This window comes from Castellaniella sp., from assembly GCF_034675905.1.
Lineage (GTDB): Bacteria > Pseudomonadota > Gammaproteobacteria > Burkholderiales > Burkholderiaceae_B > Castellaniella.
Genome location: NZ_JAUCCV010000010.1, coordinates 932,113 through 949,319 on the forward strand (window position 1 = coordinate 932,113; position 17,207 = coordinate 949,319).

A 17,207-nucleotide genomic window follows, 5' to 3' on the forward strand; every position below is an offset into this window, starting at 1 on the left:
GCAGACCTGTGGCTGCGGGATATGAATACCAGCGGCGATCATCGGGGCCGGCGCGGGCGCCCGAACTGGACGGACCTTGGCTTTTTCCTGCTGCTGGCGGTAGGGGCCGGCCATGTGCTGACCACGTACGGCCAGTTCATGGACTACTACGAGAAGCTGATCCTGATCGGAGCCGTGGTGCTGTTCAGCTGGCTGGGTTGGCTGTGGCGGCCGCTGCGGGTGCTGATGGTCACCGCGGGCGCCAGCGCGCTGCTGGCCATCTGGCTCTACAGTCCGACAGGCGTCTTGCTGCAGGGCGATCTGTCGCGGGCTGAATCCACCTTCCTGCTGAAATACCTGCTGTCCTCGCAGTCTGCAATCCTGTGGATGTGCGCCCTGTTCGTGTTGGCCACCGTCTGTTATTGGGCCGGCTTTGTCAGCCAGACCGCTGCCTGGCTGGGCACGGTCCTGACCTGGAGCGCCGTCTATGCCGGCCTGACGGGCCTGCTGGTGCGCTGGCGCGAAGGCCACCTGATGGGGCCGGACATCGGTCACATTCCTGTCAGCAATCTGTACGAGGTATTTGTGCTGATGTCGCTGATCACGGCCCTGTTCTATCTGTACTACGAACGTCGTTATGCCACCCGGGCGTTGGGTGGTTTCGTGCTGCTGGTCATCACCTCGCTGGTCGTGTTTCTGCTGTGGTATTCCTTCTCTCGTGATGCCTATCAGATCCAGCCGCTGGTTCCGGCCCTGAAAAGCTGGTGGATGAAACTGCATGTGCCGGCGAACTTCATCGGCTATGGCACCTTCAGCCTGGCCGCCATGGTGGGCTTTGCCTATCTGGTCAAATCGCACGGCGAAACGCGCAACTGGAAACCGCTGATCCCGGTGTTTCTGCTGGGCGCCGTGCTGTGCGCTGAGCCCTTTGTTTTCGGGTCGCGCGAATTATCGCTGACCTGGATGTTGTATTTCGGCATCGGGGCGCTGATCGTGGGTACGATCCTGGCGTTCAGGGCGCCGATCGCCCAACGTCTGCCATCGCTGGAGCTGCTGGACGACATCATGTACCGGGCCATTGCGGTCGGGTTCGCCTTCTTTACGATCGCCACCATCCTGGGGGCCTTGTGGGCTGCAGACGCCTGGGGTACCTATTGGCAATGGGATCCGAAAGAAACCTGGGCGTTGATCGTCTGGCTGAATTACGCCGCCTGGCTGCATATGCGTTTGATGAAAGGCTTGCGCGGGTCCATGGCGGCATATTGGGCGCTCAGCGGCCTGCTGGTGACCAGTTTCGCCTTTCTGGGGGTGAACATGTTCCTGTCCGGACTGCATTCCTACGGCGAACTGTAGCGTCTTAGGGGCAGACGGCGGGCTTGTGATAAATTACAAGTAAGACCATTTTTCATCGGCTGCCATGCCCATCAGCCTCGATCCTGATCGATCCGGGAATCGTGCGCAGGCTCTGGCTTTACTGGCTCTGCGCACTCAGGTCCGGATACTGACCACACTCTGGCCCATGCAGGCATGGGCCGTCTTTGACCAGTTGCAGGGGGATGCCGCGCTACCCTTGGTGGCGCGGGGTTTCTTGCGCGGTATCCGCCGCCAGCGCCTGGATGCCTGGCTGGCGACCTGTCATACGCAGGCGCTGTTCGGGCTCAACGGCGCCAAGCTGCATCAGGTCGTCCGCAGCCATGAACCGTCCTCCTCCGATGCCTCCGCCCCGCTGGCGGCGGTTGGCAGCCGTCTTGTCTGTCTGCCCTTGTGGGTGCCGGGCCGCACTCATGCCAGCGGCTTGATGACAGGTCTGCTGCCTGACGACGCTGACGGCCTTCCGGCGCCCGATCAGATGGCGACGCTGTCCTGGTCTCTCGAAGCCATGGCCCTGGCCTTGGCGCAATGGGAAGAAAGCGGCGAACTCAATTCTCTGGTGCGGAATGTGCGCCGGGAAGCTTGCCTGGATCACCTGACCCGTGTCCTGAATCGGCGCGGCTGGGATATCTGCGTCCAGCGGTTGGAACGCAGCGATGGCCCTGATCGCGCGGTGATCATGCTGGATCTGGACGACCTGAAGCGGGTCAATGATCTGCAGGGTCATGCCACGGGAGACGCCCTGTTGCAGCGGACGGCGCAGGTCTTGCGCGCTGTCTTGCGGGGCGACGATGTGATTGCCCGCCTGGGCGGCGATGAGTTCGGTTTGCTGATCGCGCCTGGGGTGACGGCGGCATCGCTGGCCCGGTTCGCCGCGCGTATCCGCGAGGCATTGGAGCAGGCCAAGGTGCAGGTGTCGCTGGGTGCGGCTTTGCAGTCCGAGGCCGGGCACGTGCAGGACGCGCTGGCGCTGGCCGACCAGCGCATGTATCAGGACAAACAGGATCGCCTGGGGGTAGTGCGCGACCGGCGTTCGGTTGCAACCCCTGGGGACCCGGTTTAGTTCAAACCGAACGCTTGCCGCTGATTTCCTCGACGTAGGCTTGCGCCGCCGGGTTGGCGATCAAGGGCAGAATATTGTCGTAGGCCAGAATGTCTTCGGGCGGCCGGGCGGCTGAGATCACATAGCCTTGCACGTAATCCACCCCCATATCGGCCAGAGTACGCAGCGTAGCGACGTCTTCCACCCATTCAGCGATGCATTCCATGCCCAGGTTATGGGCCAGATCCACGATGCTGTTGACGATGGCGATATTGGCCTCGCTGCTGAGCATGTCGCGGATCAGGGACCCATCGATCTTGATGGTGTCTGCCGGCAGTTCTTTCAGATAGGAAAACGAGGTATAGCCCGCGCCGAAATCATCCAGCGCCACGCGGGCGCCCATGCGTTGCAGGCGACGCATGAATTGCCGGGTGCGCTCCAGATCCTGCAGCGCCACGCCTTCGGTGATTTCCACACACAGGCGGCGCGTGAATTGCGGCTGCTGGTTCAGAATGCCGAACAAGGTGTCGATGAAGCGGTCATCGTTCAGGGATACCCCGCTGAGATTGATGTTCATCTGCTGGGTCTGGCCCAGTTTCAGATGGTGCTTGGACATCCATTGCAGGGCTGTGGAAAACACCCATTTGTCGATCACGGTGATCATGCCGCTGTCTTCGGCGGCCTGGATGATCTTTTGGGTCTGCAGCGGATGTTCGCCATGGTTGCGCACACGCAGCAAGACCTCGAAATTCAAGGTCTGCAGAGGGTGGCGCAGCGACATGATGGGTTGCATGGCCAGGTGGATGTCGTCGGGGGGCGAACCCTGCTCCAGCTGCTCGAATACGCGCAGTTCGCTGATGTGGTCGAACAGCTCGTGCGCATTTTCTTCGTAGAGCACAATATCCTGGTGCTGCTTGCGGGCATCCCGGCAGGCGCGGGTGGCGGCGGCGATGGCGTCCTTGGGACGCATGCGGGGGTCCAGATCAATCAGGCCCATGGCGCTTTTGATCTGGAAGGCGCGATCACCCACATAAAAGGGAGAACTGTTCAGGCTGTCGATCATGTCCTGGGCGATGCGCTGGGCCTCGCGGGCGCGGATCTGGGGGAACAGGATGATGAAATCGTCGCTGCCGATCCGGCCCAGTTGATGCTGCTCGGACAGCGCGTATTTCAGGCGGTCGCAGGCCAGTTGCAGCAGATGGTCGCCGGCGGAATGGCCGAACAGGTCATTGACCCGTTTCAGATGATCCAGGCTGAGATAAGACAGGGCGCAGGGCGTGCCGGACTGCTGCAGATCCTGGATGGCGGACTGCATGGCGTCTTCGATCCCGCGCCGGTTCAGGGTATTGGTCAGCGCGTCGTGGTCTGTCATCAGGCGCAGATTGCGCAGGGTTTCCGTGCGCGCCGTGACATCTTGCAAAGAGCCTTCGATGCGGCTGCCCACCAGGGTGGCGCGCAGCAGGAAATTGCGTGTGGGCGCCTTGGGGTCTGGATTGTGCTGCTGAATTTCGGTATCGCGGCCTTGTTCCGTCGCCAGCGACACCGCCACCCAGTCGACGTCGTCAAAGAACGCATTCCAGTTGAGCGCCGGGATTTCGACTTCGGTCTGGATCCGGAGCATGGTGCGGGCGTTGGGATTCAGATGTTCGAAATGGCGGGTCGCCCCCAGCGTGAACAGGCCTAGCGGCGACAGCGAATCGTGCACGATCAATTCGTTGCGCTGACGCAGGCGCATCTGACGGTCTTCGCGCGTGCGATTGGCGGTGGCCAGCGCCACCAGCAGATTGCAGGCCAGAAACAGAATGGTCGCCAGCCAGGCGCCAAGTGAGGCGCGCTGATTCAGGCCGATCAGGATCAATCCCGTCGTCAGGATGACGGCTGCCAGACAGACGCCCAGCGTATGCCAGAACAGTGATCGGGTCGTAAAGCGGAACAATGCATGGATCAGGATAGTGGCGACCAGCGCCGTCCCCACCCAGGCTGCCAGGAAAGTGGCGGTTTGAAAGACGCCATAAGACGGGATGGTCAGGGGCAGCAACAGCAGGACGGATGACGCGATGCCGACTTGCTGCAACCGGCGGTGCATGGGCGCGCCCAGCCCTTGCCGGAACAAGCGGGTGAATAGCAGCCAGGTCGTGGTGAAGGACAGCAACAATGTCAGTTTGCGGGACCAGACCAGTTCGTCTGGCGACAGCAGGTGTCCCAGCCAGAGATGGTCCCAGCCCATCGCCCAGGCGCCCAGGCGCAGATTGCACAGGATCCAGCAGGTCAGCAGCACGTACAGGTGGTCGCGGGTCGTGACGGCGATGACGGCGATGAAGGCGGCCAACACCAGCAGTCCGCCTTCCAGCAGCCCCAGCGCATGGGCCTGCATGGCCTTGGCGACAGCCAGATCGGCAGGTTGCCATTGTTCGATGGACAATGGGCCGGGGACGGCCTGATCCAGCTGGCAGAGTACCTGTGCCGCCGGCGCGGCCGGGATGGCGGTGTCGTACCCCAGGATGCTGGACTGGAAAGTCAGGGTCATCAGCGGGCCGGCTTGTTGCTCGTCCAGCAGCCAGCAGTTGGGCGCCGCCGCCAGGGTGCTGCGCACCAGTAGGGCCGGTGGCGGCGTGCTGTCGGAGCCTAGTTGCGGATTGAGGTCTGCCAGCAGCCAGGCGGGGCCGGCCGGCATCTGCTGAGACAGGCGGGTGGGACTGGTTTGCAGTGCGGATGCCGCATGATACGGGCCGTCAAACTGGCCAGAGAAGAAGTGCGTGGCAATGCCCTGCCCCGACGGGCTGGCATGATGCATGGGAAACAGCCAAGCGCTGAGCACCATGCCCAGCCCCAGCAGCAGAGGCAGCAGAAAGTACACGAAAAAGACGCGCGAACGACCGGGTCGGGCGGCGGGTGGCTGGTCGGGCGTAGAGGCGAAATCCTTCTGTGGTGACATGCAGCGGCTGAGTAAGACAGGGAATCGCAACCCATGTGTTTCAGGGCGGATTGCAGTGATATACGCTTTACGGCAAAAAACGGGTGGATTTTAGCCTGTCCTGCCGTGGGCCGCTTCAGGGACGGGGCGGGATGCGTTCCTGGGCGTAGAGCGCCTGAACCAATTCGCGCGGGCGGATCAGCCAGTGTTGCTCGCCGTCGACCAGGACTTCGGCTGCTCTGGGGCGTGTGTTGTATTGGCTGGACATGGAAAACGCGTACGCGCCTGCCGATTGAATCGCCAGCAGGTCGCCTTGTTCCAGGGGCAGTTGACGCTCCCGTGCCAGCCAGTCGCCGCTTTCGCAGATTGGTCCGACGATATCGTAGGTATCCATCCGGGTGCCGGTGCGCGGTTGCACGGGAATCACGCCGTGCCAGGCTTCGTACAGGGCGGGGCGCATCAGGTCGTTCATGGCGGCATCCACGATCGCAAAGTTGCGGACCTCGGTGTGCTTCAGATATTCGACGCGTGTCAGCAGCACGCCGGCATTGCCCACCAGGGATCGACCGGGTTCCAGAATGACCTGCAGGTAACCCAGTCCGTGCGCCTGCAGCGCGGCGAACACCGGATTCAGCAGTTCCGCCGGGTGTGGCGGGGTTTCATCGGTATAGCGGATACCCAGGCCGCCGCCCAGATCCAGGTGGCGCAGCGTGATGCCCTCGGCCGCCAACTCGTCGATCAGGGTCAGCAGCTTGTCCAGGGCGTCCAGATAGGGGCTGATCTGGGTGATCTGCGAGCCGATGTGGCAGTCCACGCCGACGATCTCCAGCCCGGGCAGTTGCCGGGCCTGGCGATACAGGGCGGGCGCCTTCAGGATGTCGATGCCGAATTTGTTTTCTTTCAGCCCGGTGGAAATGTAGGGATGGGTCTTGGCGTCCACGTCCGGGTTGACGCGCAGCGACACCGGGGCGCGCACACCCATTTCCTGGGCGATATCGGCCAGTCGTTCCAGTTCGGCGGCGGATTCGACGTTGAAGCATTTGATGCCGGCCGTCAGGGCCTGGCGGATTTCCCAGCCTTGCTTGCCCACGCCGGAAAACACGATGCGCGCGGGGTCGGCGCCGGCTGCCAGCACACGGGCTAATTCGCCGCCCGATACGATGTCGAATCCCGATCCCAGTTGCTGGAATTCGTGCAGCACGGCCAGGTTGGAATTGGCTTTGACGCCATAGCAGATCAGTGCGTTGCGCCCGGCGATGGCGGATTCATAACGCTGCCAGGCTTCCTGCAGAGCCGCGCGGGAATAGACGTAGAGCGGCGTTCCGTAGCGGTCGGCCAGATCGCTGAGCGGCAGATCTTCAGCATGCAGGACACCGTCCCGGATCGGAAAATGAGGGGCAGCAGTCATGGGCAATCAGGGTTGGACAGTGGGGGTGACGGTAGGCGGCGCCACCAGGGCGGCGTCGGCGGGCGGCGGCGGGGTGGCGGGTTTGAGCGGGCCTTTCATGCCGCAGCCGCCCAGCAGCAACGCCAGGCAGGCGCCGGCCAGGATGGTGGAAACACGGATCAGGGGGCTAGGCATCATCAGAAGGGTACGCGCACAGGTTGAGGAACGGCGGCATCGCTGTCGTTCTGCCCATGCAGCTGATCCAGCAGGGCGCCGATGCCGTCCTGCCCGGTAGCTGGGGCGTCGCCCGGCATGGGGTCGCCAGGGGCGGGCAGGCCGACGCGGGCGATGGCGGTGCCGGGCGGGAATTCCGAAAAATAGTAGTCGTTGTCAGCGCGCAACAAGCCGCTGGGCGGCGGGCCGGGGGGGATTTCCGGCTGGCCGGCCAAGGCGGTGCGCATGTAGCCGACCCAGATCGGCAGGGCGGCGCCGCCTCCGGTTTCTCCCTGGCCCATGGATTTGGGCTGATCAAAGCCCATCCAGGCCACGGCCACCAGTTTAGGCATGAAGCCGGCGAACCAGGCGTCCTGGGAATCATTGGTGGTGCCGGTTTTTCCGCCGATGTCATTGCGTTTCAGCTCGCGGTGGGCGCGTGCGCCCGTACCGACAGTGGCCACGCCGCGCAGCATGTCATCCATCACATAGGCGGTGCGCGGGTCGATGACCCGGGCCAGCGTGTCGCCGGCGATGGTCGGACGTGATCGCATGATGATCTTGCCGCTGCTGTCGGTCACATGGTCGATCAGATAGGGCGGCACGCGGTAGCCGCCGTTGGCGAAGACGGCGTATCCGCCGGCCAGCTGCAGGGGCGTGACGCTGCCGGCGCCCAGGGCCAGCGGCAGCACGGCAGGCTGGCGGGAACGATCAAAGCCGAAGCGTGTGATGTAGTCCTGCACATATTGCGGGCCGACTGCCTGCATGATGCGGATGGACACCATGTTCTTGGACTTATACAGGCCCTGACGCATGGTCAGCATGGGCTCGTAGGAGCGGCCGTAGTTTTTCGGATTCCAGGCCTTGGAGCCGGTCTGCTCGGCGGTCAGGGAAAAGGGTTCGTCGGAAATCTGGGTGGCGGGCGTCAGTCCGCGTTCCAGGGCGGACGCATAGATGAAGGGCTTGAATGAAGACCCCGGCTGGCGCCAGGCCTGCGTGACCCGGTTGAATTTGCCTTCTTCGAAGTCAAAGCCGCCCACCATGGCCACGATGCCGCCATCCTGGGGCCGCAACGACACCAGGGCGGCCTGGATGCTGGGCTTGTTCAGCAGTTCCCAGTAGTCGTCCTGCTGGTGAATATAGACCACGGAACCGCGCTGGATGCGGACGGCGTCCTTGGCGTTGGCGACCAGGCCACGGGCCACGACCCGCAGCGCGCGCTTGTCGGTGATGTTGACGATGTCGCTGGGGCTGCGGGCGACCTTGACCTCGGTGGGGCTGGCAGACAGGACGACGCCCGTCAGCAGGTCGCCGTTGTCGGGGTATTTCTCCTGGACGGTATCCAGGATGTCATTGAAGGCTTCCGGCTGGCTTTCGATGCCGGCTGGCAGGTCGACGGTTTCCTCGGGGCCGGGATAGGGCGCCCGACGGGTGTAGTCCAGGATGCCGGCGCGCAGGGATTCGTAGGCGGCTTCCTGGTCTTTGGACTGGATCGTGGTGTAGATATTGAAGCCGCGTGAATAAATGTCGTCCTGGTAGACGCCGTACAGCAGCTGGCGGGCCAGTTCGGCCGGGTATTCCCCATGCACGGCATAGCGGCCGGTGGGCGTGCCGGCGGCGGACTTGATGAGGATGGGCTGGTCCTTGGCCTGCTGGTATTCGGTGTCCGTCAGATAGCCCAGGTTGCGCATACGGCCCAGCACATAGGCCTGGCGGGACTTGGCGCGTTCGAAATTCGAAATCGGGTTGAAGCGTGACGGGGCCTTGGGAATACCGGCCAGCATAGCGGCCTCGGCTGACGTGATGTCAGCCAGCGGCTTGCCGAAATACGTGCGGCTGGCCGCGGCGAAGCCGTAGGCGCGGTGTCCCAGGAAGATCTGGTTCATGTACAGATCCAGGATCTGGTCCTTGCTCAGGGTGGCTTCGATCTTGAAGGTCAGCAGCAGTTCGTAGAATTTCCGCGTGTAGGTCTTTTCGGACGACAGGTAGAAATTGCGGGCAACCTGCATGGTGATGGTACTGGCGCCCTGGGTCTTGGACATATGCACCATGTTGGCGATGGCGGCGCGTAGCACGCCGGTCCAGTCGATGCCGCCATGCTGGTAGAAACGGTCATCTTCCGCCGCCAGGATAGCGGACTTCATGATGTCCGGGATTTCGTCGAAGCGCAGCACGTTGCGCCGTTCTTCGCCGAATTCGCCGATCAGCACCTGGTCGGCGGTATAGATGCGCAACGGCACGCGTGGCCGATAATCGGTCATGGCGTGCAGGTCGGGCAGATTGGGCCATGCCAGCGCCAGCGCCAGCGACAGCAGCAAAGCGGCGCAGACGCCCATGCCGGCGCAGAGGACGAACGCCTTCAGGACCAGACGCATGAGCCAGGAACGGGCGGGCGCTTTGGCCTTGGTGGGAGTTTTGGTGGTTCTCATCAGAGGCGATTGTAAGGCCTGGCGGAAGCAGGCCAGAGATCGGAGGCGGAGTCTATGTAACTGGATGCTGCGAACGCGGCCGGATAAAGCATGTGTCAGCGCGTCGGATGGAGGTGTCGGAGCCCGTGCATCGGCCAATGCGATAATACACGCAAACCAACCTCGCACCGCATCCCATGCCGATGGAATCCGATCCCGCCACCGCTGCTATTTTCCCAGACTCTGCTCAGGACATGGCGACGCCGATTTTTCTGGTGGGCATGATGGGGGTGGGTAAAACCACGATCGGCCGCCAGCTGGCAGCGGCGCTAGGGCGCGAGTTTATCGATCTGGATCATGCCATCGAGGCCCGTTGCGGGGTGCGTGTCGCCACCATTTTCGATATCGAGGGCGAGGCCGGCTTCCGCCGTCGAGAGACCGCCTTGCTGGATGAATATACCCGCGTGCCGGGGCTGGTGCTGGCCACGGGCGGCGGCGCTGTGCTGGCCGAGGAAAATCGCCGCATGCTGTCCGATCGGGGGTGCGTGGTCTATCTGCGCGCCAGCGTGGACGAACTATACCGGCGCGTGGCGCGGGACCGGAACCGGCCGCTGCTGCGCACCGACGATCCCCGTCAACGCATCGCCGACCTGCTGGCGCAACGCGAACCCTTGTATGACAGCGTGGCCGACATCCGGCAGGATACGGTGGATCAGCCCATCACCCAGATCGTGCGCAGTCTGCTGGCCTTGTTGCCGGCTCATCCTTTACAGTAGATCTCATGCATACCGTTCAAGTCGCCACTCCTGGCGGGCATTACCCCATTCATATCGGTCCGGGCCGGCTCGACGTTCTGGCCGGCAGTTTGCCGGCCGATGCCACGGCGCTGGCCGTCGTCACCAACACCACCGTGTCGGCGCTGATGGGGGATCGGGTGCGGGCCGTGCTGGCATCAACCGGCAAGCCGGTCTGCTGGATCGAACTGCCCGATGGCGAACAGTTCAAGACCTGGGAATCGCTGAACCAGATTTTTGATGCGCTGTTGACGGCCGGACTGGACCGCAAGGCCGTGCTGGTGGCGTTGGGCGGCGGGGTGGTGGGCGATATGTGCGGTTTTGCCGCCGCTTGCTATATGCGCGGCGTGCGCTTCATCCAGGTCCCGACCACGCTGCTGGCGCAGGTGGATTCCTCGGTGGGCGGCAAGACCGCCATCAATCACCCCTTGGGCAAGAACATGATCGGGGCTTTCTACCAGCCCCAGGCCGTCGAAATCGATACCCGGGTGCTGGCGACCCTGCCGGCGCGCGAAATTTCAGCCGGCCTGGCCGAACTGATCAAATACGGCATGATCGCTGACGCAGAGTTTTTTACCTGGTGCGAATCCCACGTGCAGGCCTTGCGTGCGCTGGATGATGCAGCGATCGAATACGCTGTGCGCCGCGCCTGCGAACTGAAGGCCTGGGTCGTGTCCCAGGACGAACGCGAATCCGGCTTGCGGGCCATCCTGAATTTTGGCCACACCTTCGGACACGCCATCGAGTCCGGGCTGGGCTATGGCCAGTGGCTGCATGGCGAAGCCGTGGGCTGCGGCATGGTGATGGCGGCGGAACTCTCCGCCCGGGTGTGCGGCCTGGATGCTGCAGCGGTCGACCGTATCCGCGCGCTGGTCCTGGCCATCGGCTGCCCTGTGCAGGCGCCCGGCCTGGGCGTGGAGCGCTGGCTGGATCTGATGCGGGTGGACAAGAAAACCGAGGGCCGGCACATCCGCTACGTGCTGTTGCCTGAATTGGGCCGCGCCAGCGTGCAGGCGGTAGACGACGAGCAGGTCAGGCCGCTGCTGCCTGCCGAGGCAAAGGCCTGATCATGGCGCCGCTGGCCCCGTATGCCTGCCATCCGGAAGCCACGCGGGGGCGCCTGCACCCCGAACCCGCACCCCAGGGGCGCAGCGATTTCCAGCGTGACCGCGACCGCATCGTGCATTGCTCGGCGTTCCGGCGGCTGGAATACAAGACCCAGGTATTCCTGAATCACGAAGGTGATCTGTTTCGCACCCGGCTGACCCATAGCATCGAAGTCGCCCAGATCGCCCGCACCCTGGCGCGTAACCTGAACGTGCACGAAGACCTGATCGAGGCGATCGCGCTGGCGCATGACCTGGGGCATACGCCGTTCGGCCATGCAGGCCAGGACGAACTGAACGCCTGCCTGCGCGAACTCGTGCCGGATGCGGGCGGTTTTGAGCACAATCTGCAAAGCCTGCGGGTGGTGGATGAACTCGAAGACCGCTACGCGGCCTTTGACGGCCTGAACCTGTGTTTCGAGACACGCGAGGGCATCTTGAAGCATTGCTCGCGTCGTTATGCCCGGCAGTTGGGGCCGGTGGCCGCCCGTTTCCTGGATGGCACTCAGCCGTCTCTGGAAGCCCAGCTGACCAACCTGGCGGACGAAATCGCCTACAACAATCACGATATCGACGACGGGCTGCGCTCTGGCCTGATCGCCGTGCCGCAGCTGCTGGACCTGGATATTTTCGCCACGCACCACGCACAGGTGCGCCGCCGTTATCCCGATGTGGACTCCAAACGTCTGGTGTCTGAAGTCATTCGCGCCATGATCAATACCCTGGTGCTGGACCTGACGCAGACGACGGCGGCCAATATCGCCCGGTTGCAGCCCGACAGCGTCGATGCCGTGCGCGCGGGGCCGCCGCTGGCCGCTTTTTCCGACCCGCTTCGCGCGCAGGCCGATGCCCTGAAGCAGTTCCTGCTGAACAATCTGTACCGTCATGCCCAGGTCATGCGCATGACCTACAAGGCGCGGCGCATCGTGCGGGATCTGTTCGGCGCGTTTCGGGATGATCCCCGGCTGCTGGCTGACGAATACCGGCGCGACGATTCCGTCGCCCAGGCGCGCGCCATCGCCGACTATATCGCCGGCATGACGGATCGCTACGCCATCCGCGAACACCACGCGATCTTCCGCATGGATTAATCTGGACACAGGGCAGTCCCTGCGGACTGTCCTGTGCCTGATTAATCCGAGCCGCTTGCAAGCGGCGAGGTGGAGTGATCGTGGCATATGGCAGTCCCTGCGGACTGTCCTGCGCCTGATTAATCCGAGCCGCTTGCAAGCGGCGAGGTGGATGAGACTGGACATGTGATGGTCCTCTGCGGACCGTCACATGCCTGTCGAATCCGAGTGGCCTGCAGGCCACGAGGTGGAGGGATCGGGGCACAGTGGTCCCCCGCAGTCCCCCGCAGTGAACCGCAAGGAGGTGCACCCATGAGCCTCAGCAATTCCGCTTTCAGATCTTTCCTGCGCGCCGTGCTGGCGGCGCTGGACGAACCCGGTGCGGATGACGCCATCCGGATGGACGGCAGCGGCGTTCTGCCATCGCGCTATCCGGTGACGGACCTGGCCTGCGCCAGCATCGGCGCCGCCGGCCTGATGCTGGCCCGCTGGGTCGATCCTGTATGCCCGCCCCTGGTGCGGCTGGACCGGCCCCTGGCATCCTGGTGGTTCGGCTATACCCTGAAGCCCCAGGGTTGGCAGATCCCTGCCGTGCGTGATGCCGTCACGGGCGATTATGCCGCGGCAGACGGCTGGATTCGACTGCATGCCAATGCTGTGCATCACCGGCAGCGGGCGCTGCGCGTGCTGGGCCTGCCGGACGACGCCGTCAGGGATCAGGTGGCGGCGCGGGTGTGCGCCTGGTCCGCGGTCGATCTGGAAGATGCTCTGGTTGAGCAGGCGGCGTGCGCGGCCGCCTTGCGCACCCCTGCGCAGTGGCGCGGGCATCCGCAGGGCCTGGCCGTCGCCGGCGAACCCTTGCTGCATCGTCAGGACGGCGCATCCTGCGCCGGCTTTCCCCGGTCTGCCGTTCAGGATGGAGCGACCGTCTGGACCCAGGGGGATGCTTCCTCTGCCGCCCGCCCCTTGGCGGGGCTGCGGGTGCTGGACCTGACCCGGGTGCTGGCCGGGCCGGTTTGCACCCGTTTTCTGGCGGCCTATGGGGCGCAGGTGCTGCGTCTGGACCCAGCCGGCTGGGACGAGCCGGGCATGGCGCCGGAAGTCACGGTGGGCAAGCGCTGCGCGGAACTGAATCTGCGCGATCCGGTCGGGGTGGATCGGTTCAGGCGCTTGCTGGCGCAAGCTGACGTGCTGGTGCATGGCTACCGGCCGGATGCCCTGGACCGCCTGGGGCTGGGAGCTGACGTCCGTCAGCAGTTGCGCCCCGGCTTGGTGGATGTCAGTCTGGATGCCTGGGGCTGGACCGGGCCCTGGCGCAATCGCCGGGGTTTCGACAGTCTGGTGCAGATGAGCACCGGCACTGCCTGGCCGGGCCGGCCGGATGTGAAGCCGGATCCTCTGCCGGTGCAGGCGCTGGATCAGGCCGCGGGCTACTGGATGGCGGCCTGCGTGCTGAAAGGCCTGATCGACCGCAGGGAGCGGTCGCGAGGCAGTGTGTGGCGTACCTCTCTGGCGCGCGTGGCTGCCTTGTTGGCCTCCGATCCGATGGCGGCGGCCCATGAAAAAACGGAACCGTCTTTGGGGGCGGTTCCGTCGGATGCCTATGAGACCGCCATCGAGGCCACTGCCTGGGGGCCTGCCTATCGCTTGCGTGCGCCTTGCCGTGTAGGCGATGTGCGATGGCGGTGGGACAGGCCGGCGGGTGCGCTGCGCAGCAGCCCGCCGGATTGGTGACGATCAGTCGTCGGTCGCCATGGCGGCCAGCGTCGAGGGCGCCAGGTTTTTCTTGGTGCGGCGGCGGCGCATCAGGGGGGGGGATGATCACGATGGCCAGGGAGATGATCCACAATCCGATGGATACCGGGCTGTTCCACAGGATGTGCAGTTCACCGTTGGTGATGGACAGCGCCCGTCGCAGGTTTTGCTCCATCATGGAACCCAACACGACACCCAGCACCATGGGCGCCATGGGGATGCCGCCCTTGCGCAGCAGGTAGCCGATCAGGCCTAGGAAGGCGGCCATGGTCAGGTCGAAGGTGCCGGCGTTGATGGCGTAGACACCGATGAAGCTGATGCACAGGATGCCGGGGACCAGCAGCCAGTTCGGCAGCGCCAGGACTTTGGAGAACACGCGCACCAGGGGGATGTTCATCAGGAACAACATGACGTTGGCGATGAACAGCGATGCCACCAGACCCCAGACCAGTTCGGGTTTGGTGTCGAACAGCACCGGGCCCGGCGTGATGTTGTACAGGGTCAGGGCGCCCATCATCACTGCCGTCGTGCCCGATCCGGGGACGCCCAGGGTCAGCATGGGGACCATGGCGCCCACGGCTGCCGAGGTCGAGGCGGCTTCGGGGGCGGTCACGCCGCGCAGGTCGCCTTCGCCGAAGCAGGCGTCGGGATCACGGCCTTCCTGGTAGCGCTTTTCATTGGAGTACGCCACGGCGGATGCCACGCTGGCGCCGGCGCCCGGCAGCACGCCGATGAAAAACCCGATGATGGAGCCGCGCAGCACCGTCCATTTGGTGTACAGCAGTTCTTGCAGGTTGAACAGCTTGCGCTTGTTGGGCGGCACTTCTGGGGCCTGCCCGCGAATGGCCGATTCCAGCAATTCCAGCAGTTCGGCGATGGCGAACAGGGCGATCACCACCACCACGAAGGCGATGCCGTCGAACAGGTGCACCGAATCAAAGGTGTAGCGGTACACGCCCGAATTGGCGTCCACGCCCACCGTGGCGATCGCCAGGCCCAGCATGGCCGACAGCGTGCCCTTGACGGGCTGGTTGCCCAGCAGACTGGTCAGGCAGCAGAAGGCGAAGATGATCAGGACGAAATATTCGGCCGGCCCGAAAGCCAACGCCCAGCTGGCCAGGATGGGGGCCAGAATGATGACGCCCAGGGTGGCGACCAGCGAGCCGCAGAAGGCCGACCAACCCGACAGGGACAGCGCGACGTTGGACAGGCCTTTGCGCGCCAGGGGATAACCGTCCAGCGTGGTCATGATGGCGCTGGCTTCGCCGGGCACGTTGATCAGGATGGCGCTGATGCGTCCGCCGTATTCGGCGCCGACGTACACGGCGGCCAGCAGAATCAGCGCGGTTTCAGGGGGCAGATTCATCGCATAGGCGATGGGGATGAGCATGGCCACGCCGTTGATGGGACCCAAACCCGGCAGCACGCCGACCATGGTGCCCAGAAAAGAGCCAATGGCGGCGACCAGCAGATTGGTCCAGGAAAAGGCGACATCGAAGCCGATGCTCAGGTGACTGAGGATTTCGCTCATCATGACAGGAACTCCAGGGGACCCAGCGGCAGCACGACGTCCAGCGCGCGATCAAATAAGAGGAAGAACAGCACGCCCATGACGATGCCCGCAATGGTCATCTTGATCCACGGGCCGCCGAACAGGCGACCGATGACAACCGTGATGATGGCGGTGGCGATGATGAAACCCAGGGTTTCAAACAGCAGGGCGTAGATGAAGATGTAGACCACCATCAGCATCAGGCGCGGCCAGTCGATGGCTTCGCCCCGACGGGGCTTGTTCCAGTTTTTGTACAGCAGCCAGGCACCGCACAGGGCGATGATCAAGGCAATCAGCATCGGAAAGGCCCGGGGGCCCACCGGTTCATAGGCAAAGGGAGCCTGCAGGTCGTGGCCGAACCACGCCATCAGGCCGGCAAAGATCAGGGCACAGAAGCCCAACAAACGATCACTCATGGCGAGGTCCGGTACTTAAGTTATTGAAAAATTATTGACGGATCAGACCGAATTCATCGGCCAGCTTGGTGTAGGCCTTGACGCGTTCCTTGATGTAGGAATCCAGTTCCGGGCCGGATTTGTTGAAGGGGAACAGACCCTGCTTGTCGCGGATGGCGGCAAACGACGGATCGGCCTGGGTCTTGTTGAAGGCATCCACCCACCATTGGTAGTCGGCGTCCGAGACCTTCGGGCCGACGTAGAAGCCGCGGATGATGGGCCAATCGATGTCGAAGCCTTCTTCGGCGGCGGTCGGCACGGACGACAGCTTGCCCGGCAGGCGGTGGTCGCTGAACACGGCCAGCACACGGATCGGGGCGCCGCCTTCCAGCATGGTGAAGGCTTCGGCTGCATCGCCCATATAGGCCTGGATGTGACCGCCGCGCAGGGCCGTCAGCGCGTCGCCGCCCCCTTCAAAGGCCACGAAACGCATCTTGCGATAGTCCACGCCGGCGGCGCGGGCCGTCAGGGCGGCCTTCATCCAGTCCTGGCTGCCGACGGTACCGCCCGCGCCCAGCACGATCTTGGTCGGGTCTTCTTTGAAGGCGGCCATCATGTCTTTCAGGCTCTTGTAGGGCGAATCGTCGCGCACCACAGCCACACCGTAGTCGGAGCCGACGGCGGCCAGCCAGCGCACGTCATCCACGCTGTAGCGACCGAATTTCTTCTGGGCCAGATTCAGCAGCGAACCGCCGGAAAACGCCACGATGGCATTGGGATCGTCGGGTTTCTGGGCGATGACGTGGTTGTAGGCCACCGCGCCGATGCCGCCGGGCATGTAGACGATACGCATCGGGTCGCTCAGGGCGCCGGATGCCTTCAGGCCTTCCTGGGCCAGACGGCAGGTCAGGTCAAAGCCGCCGCCGGGGTTGGCCGGAGCGATACATTCGGGTTTCGGGGGGGCTGCCTGGGCAGCCAGTCCGAAGGCCAGCAGCGTGCTGCCCAACAACAGCGACAGAGATCGGGGAGTCATGACGTTAGTCTCCTTAGAGTGGGAAAAGCCTGGTACGAATAGACAGCTGGGACCAGGTACCCCCGCACCTTAAGCAATCGGTCCTTTCCATTTGCTTTCAAAATGACATACTCTCGGGATAACCCTAGTGAAAAAGAAACAATTTGCCCGATTTTGGCTGGTCAGCACTGTCGGTTGATGACACACTT

12 protein-coding genes and 1 pseudogene are annotated in these 17,207 nt (G+C 63.8%); 6 read left to right on the forward strand and 7 right to left on the reverse strand.

Going from position 1 to position 17,207, the window contains the following annotated elements:
- Positions 1-21: 21 nt before the first annotated feature.
- Both ccsB and VDP79_RS14690 read left to right on the forward strand, forming a co-directional pair.
- A complete protein-coding gene (ccsB, locus tag VDP79_RS14685) occupies positions 22-1,332 on the forward strand; it encodes a c-type cytochrome biogenesis protein CcsB (protein ID WP_416233135.1) in 1,311 nt (436 codons plus the stop codon).
- Positions 1,333-1,396: 64 nt separating this feature from the next.
- Positions 1,397-2,413 carry a GGDEF domain-containing protein gene (locus VDP79_RS14690; protein ID WP_323018899.1) on the forward strand — a complete coding sequence of 339 codons (1,017 nt, stop codon included), beginning with the start codon at positions 1,397-1,399 and terminating at the stop codon, positions 2,411-2,413.
- A gap of 1 nt (position 2,414) precedes the next feature.
- Here VDP79_RS14690 and VDP79_RS14695 read toward each other — a convergent pair whose 3' ends face one another.
- From VDP79_RS14695 to VDP79_RS14710, 4 genes are all read right to left on the reverse strand, one after another.
- Positions 2,415-5,327, reverse strand: a complete 2,913-nt coding sequence (locus VDP79_RS14695; RefSeq protein ID WP_323018900.1) for a bifunctional diguanylate cyclase/phosphodiesterase — start codon at positions 5,325-5,327, stop codon at positions 2,415-2,417.
- A 115-nt stretch (positions 5,328-5,442) separates the two neighbouring features.
- Positions 5,443-6,714 carry a diaminopimelate decarboxylase gene (gene lysA / locus VDP79_RS14700; RefSeq protein WP_323018901.1) on the reverse strand — a complete coding sequence of 424 codons (1,272 nt, stop codon included), beginning with the start codon at positions 6,712-6,714 and terminating at the stop codon, positions 5,443-5,445.
- A gap of 6 nt (positions 6,715-6,720) precedes the next feature.
- Complete coding sequence (locus VDP79_RS14705) at positions 6,721-6,891, reverse strand: hypothetical protein (protein ID WP_323018902.1); 171 nt, start codon at positions 6,889-6,891, stop codon at positions 6,721-6,723.
- On the reverse strand, positions 6,891-9,335 hold the full coding sequence (locus VDP79_RS14710) for a PBP1A family penicillin-binding protein (protein ID WP_323018903.1): 2,445 nt from the start codon (positions 9,333-9,335) through the stop codon (positions 6,891-6,893). The genes VDP79_RS14705 and VDP79_RS14710 overlap by 1 nt, the downstream gene beginning before the upstream one ends.
- Before the next feature lie 182 nt (positions 9,336-9,517).
- On the opposite strand from VDP79_RS14710, the gene VDP79_RS14715 reads away from it, so the two are divergent.
- From VDP79_RS14715 to VDP79_RS14730, 4 genes are all read left to right on the forward strand, one after another.
- A complete protein-coding gene (locus tag VDP79_RS14715) occupies positions 9,518-10,090 on the forward strand; it encodes a shikimate kinase (RefSeq protein ID WP_323018977.1) in 573 nt (190 codons plus the stop codon).
- Between the two features lie 5 nt (positions 10,091-10,095).
- Positions 10,096-11,175: a 3-dehydroquinate synthase gene (gene aroB, locus VDP79_RS14720; protein WP_323018904.1), complete on the forward strand. Its 1,080-nt coding sequence runs from the start codon at positions 10,096-10,098 to the stop codon at positions 11,173-11,175.
- Positions 11,176-11,177: 2 nt separating this feature from the next.
- The gene (locus VDP79_RS14725) at positions 11,178-12,305 is read left to right on the forward strand and encodes a deoxyguanosinetriphosphate triphosphohydrolase (RefSeq protein WP_323018905.1); all 1,128 of its coding nucleotides are present in this window, start codon (positions 11,178-11,180) and stop codon (positions 12,303-12,305) included.
- A gap of 291 nt (positions 12,306-12,596) precedes the next feature.
- Positions 12,597-14,018, forward strand: coding sequence for a CoA transferase (locus tag VDP79_RS14730; RefSeq protein WP_323018906.1), 1,422 nt, complete (start codon positions 12,597-12,599; stop codon positions 14,016-14,018).
- A 79-nt stretch (positions 14,019-14,097) separates the two neighbouring features.
- On the opposite strand, the pseudogene VDP79_RS14735 reads toward VDP79_RS14730, so the two are convergent.
- The 3 genes and pseudogenes from VDP79_RS14735 to VDP79_RS14745 form a co-directional block, all read right to left on the reverse strand.
- Positions 14,098-15,570 (reverse strand): annotated as a pseudogene (locus tag VDP79_RS14735) (tripartite tricarboxylate transporter permease); the annotation flags it as partial.
- Positions 15,570-16,007 carry a tripartite tricarboxylate transporter TctB family protein gene (locus VDP79_RS14740; protein WP_323018907.1) on the reverse strand — a complete coding sequence of 146 codons (438 nt, stop codon included), beginning with the start codon at positions 16,005-16,007 and terminating at the stop codon, positions 15,570-15,572. The pseudogene VDP79_RS14735 and the gene VDP79_RS14740, both read right to left, overlap by 1 nt.
- A gap of 31 nt (positions 16,008-16,038) precedes the next feature.
- Positions 16,039-17,019, reverse strand: a complete 981-nt coding sequence (locus VDP79_RS14745; RefSeq protein ID WP_323018908.1) for a tripartite tricarboxylate transporter substrate binding protein — start codon at positions 17,017-17,019, stop codon at positions 16,039-16,041.
- Positions 17,020-17,207: the final 188 nt, after the last annotated feature.

Excerpts from the sequence above, each read along its gene's own strand:
- VDP79_RS14745 (WP_323018908.1), bottom strand. The coding sequence starts at position 17,019 with ATGACTCCCCGATCTCTGTCGCTGTTGTTGGGCAGCACGCTGCTGGCC.
- VDP79_RS14705 (WP_323018902.1), bottom strand. The coding sequence starts at position 6,891 with ATGATGCCTAGCCCCCTGATCCGTGTTTCCACCATCCTGGCCGGCGCC.
- VDP79_RS14710 (WP_323018903.1), bottom strand. The coding sequence starts at position 9,335 with ATGAGAACCACCAAAACTCCCACCAAGGCCAAAGCGCCCGCCCGTTCC.
- ccsB (WP_416233135.1), top strand. The coding sequence starts at position 22 with ATGAATACCAGCGGCGATCATCGGGGCCGGCGCGGGCGCCCGAACTGG.
- VDP79_RS14730 (WP_323018906.1), top strand. The coding sequence starts at position 12,597 with ATGAGCCTCAGCAATTCCGCTTTCAGATCTTTCCTGCGCGCCGTGCTG.
- lysA (WP_323018901.1), bottom strand. The coding sequence starts at position 6,714 with ATGACTGCTGCCCCTCATTTTCCGATCCGGGACGGTGTCCTGCATGCT.
- VDP79_RS14695 (WP_323018900.1), bottom strand. The coding sequence starts at position 5,327 with ATGTCACCACAGAAGGATTTCGCCTCTACGCCCGACCAGCCACCCGCC.
- aroB (WP_323018904.1), top strand. The coding sequence starts at position 10,096 with ATGCATACCGTTCAAGTCGCCACTCCTGGCGGGCATTACCCCATTCAT.
- VDP79_RS14740 (WP_323018907.1), bottom strand. The coding sequence starts at position 16,007 with ATGAGTGATCGTTTGTTGGGCTTCTGTGCCCTGATCTTTGCCGGCCTG.
- VDP79_RS14725 (WP_323018905.1), top strand. The coding sequence starts at position 11,178 with ATGGCGCCGCTGGCCCCGTATGCCTGCCATCCGGAAGCCACGCGGGGG.
- VDP79_RS14715 (WP_323018977.1), top strand. The coding sequence starts at position 9,518 with ATGGAATCCGATCCCGCCACCGCTGCTATTTTCCCAGACTCTGCTCAG.
- VDP79_RS14690 (WP_323018899.1), top strand. The coding sequence starts at position 1,397 with ATGCCCATCAGCCTCGATCCTGATCGATCCGGGAATCGTGCGCAGGCT.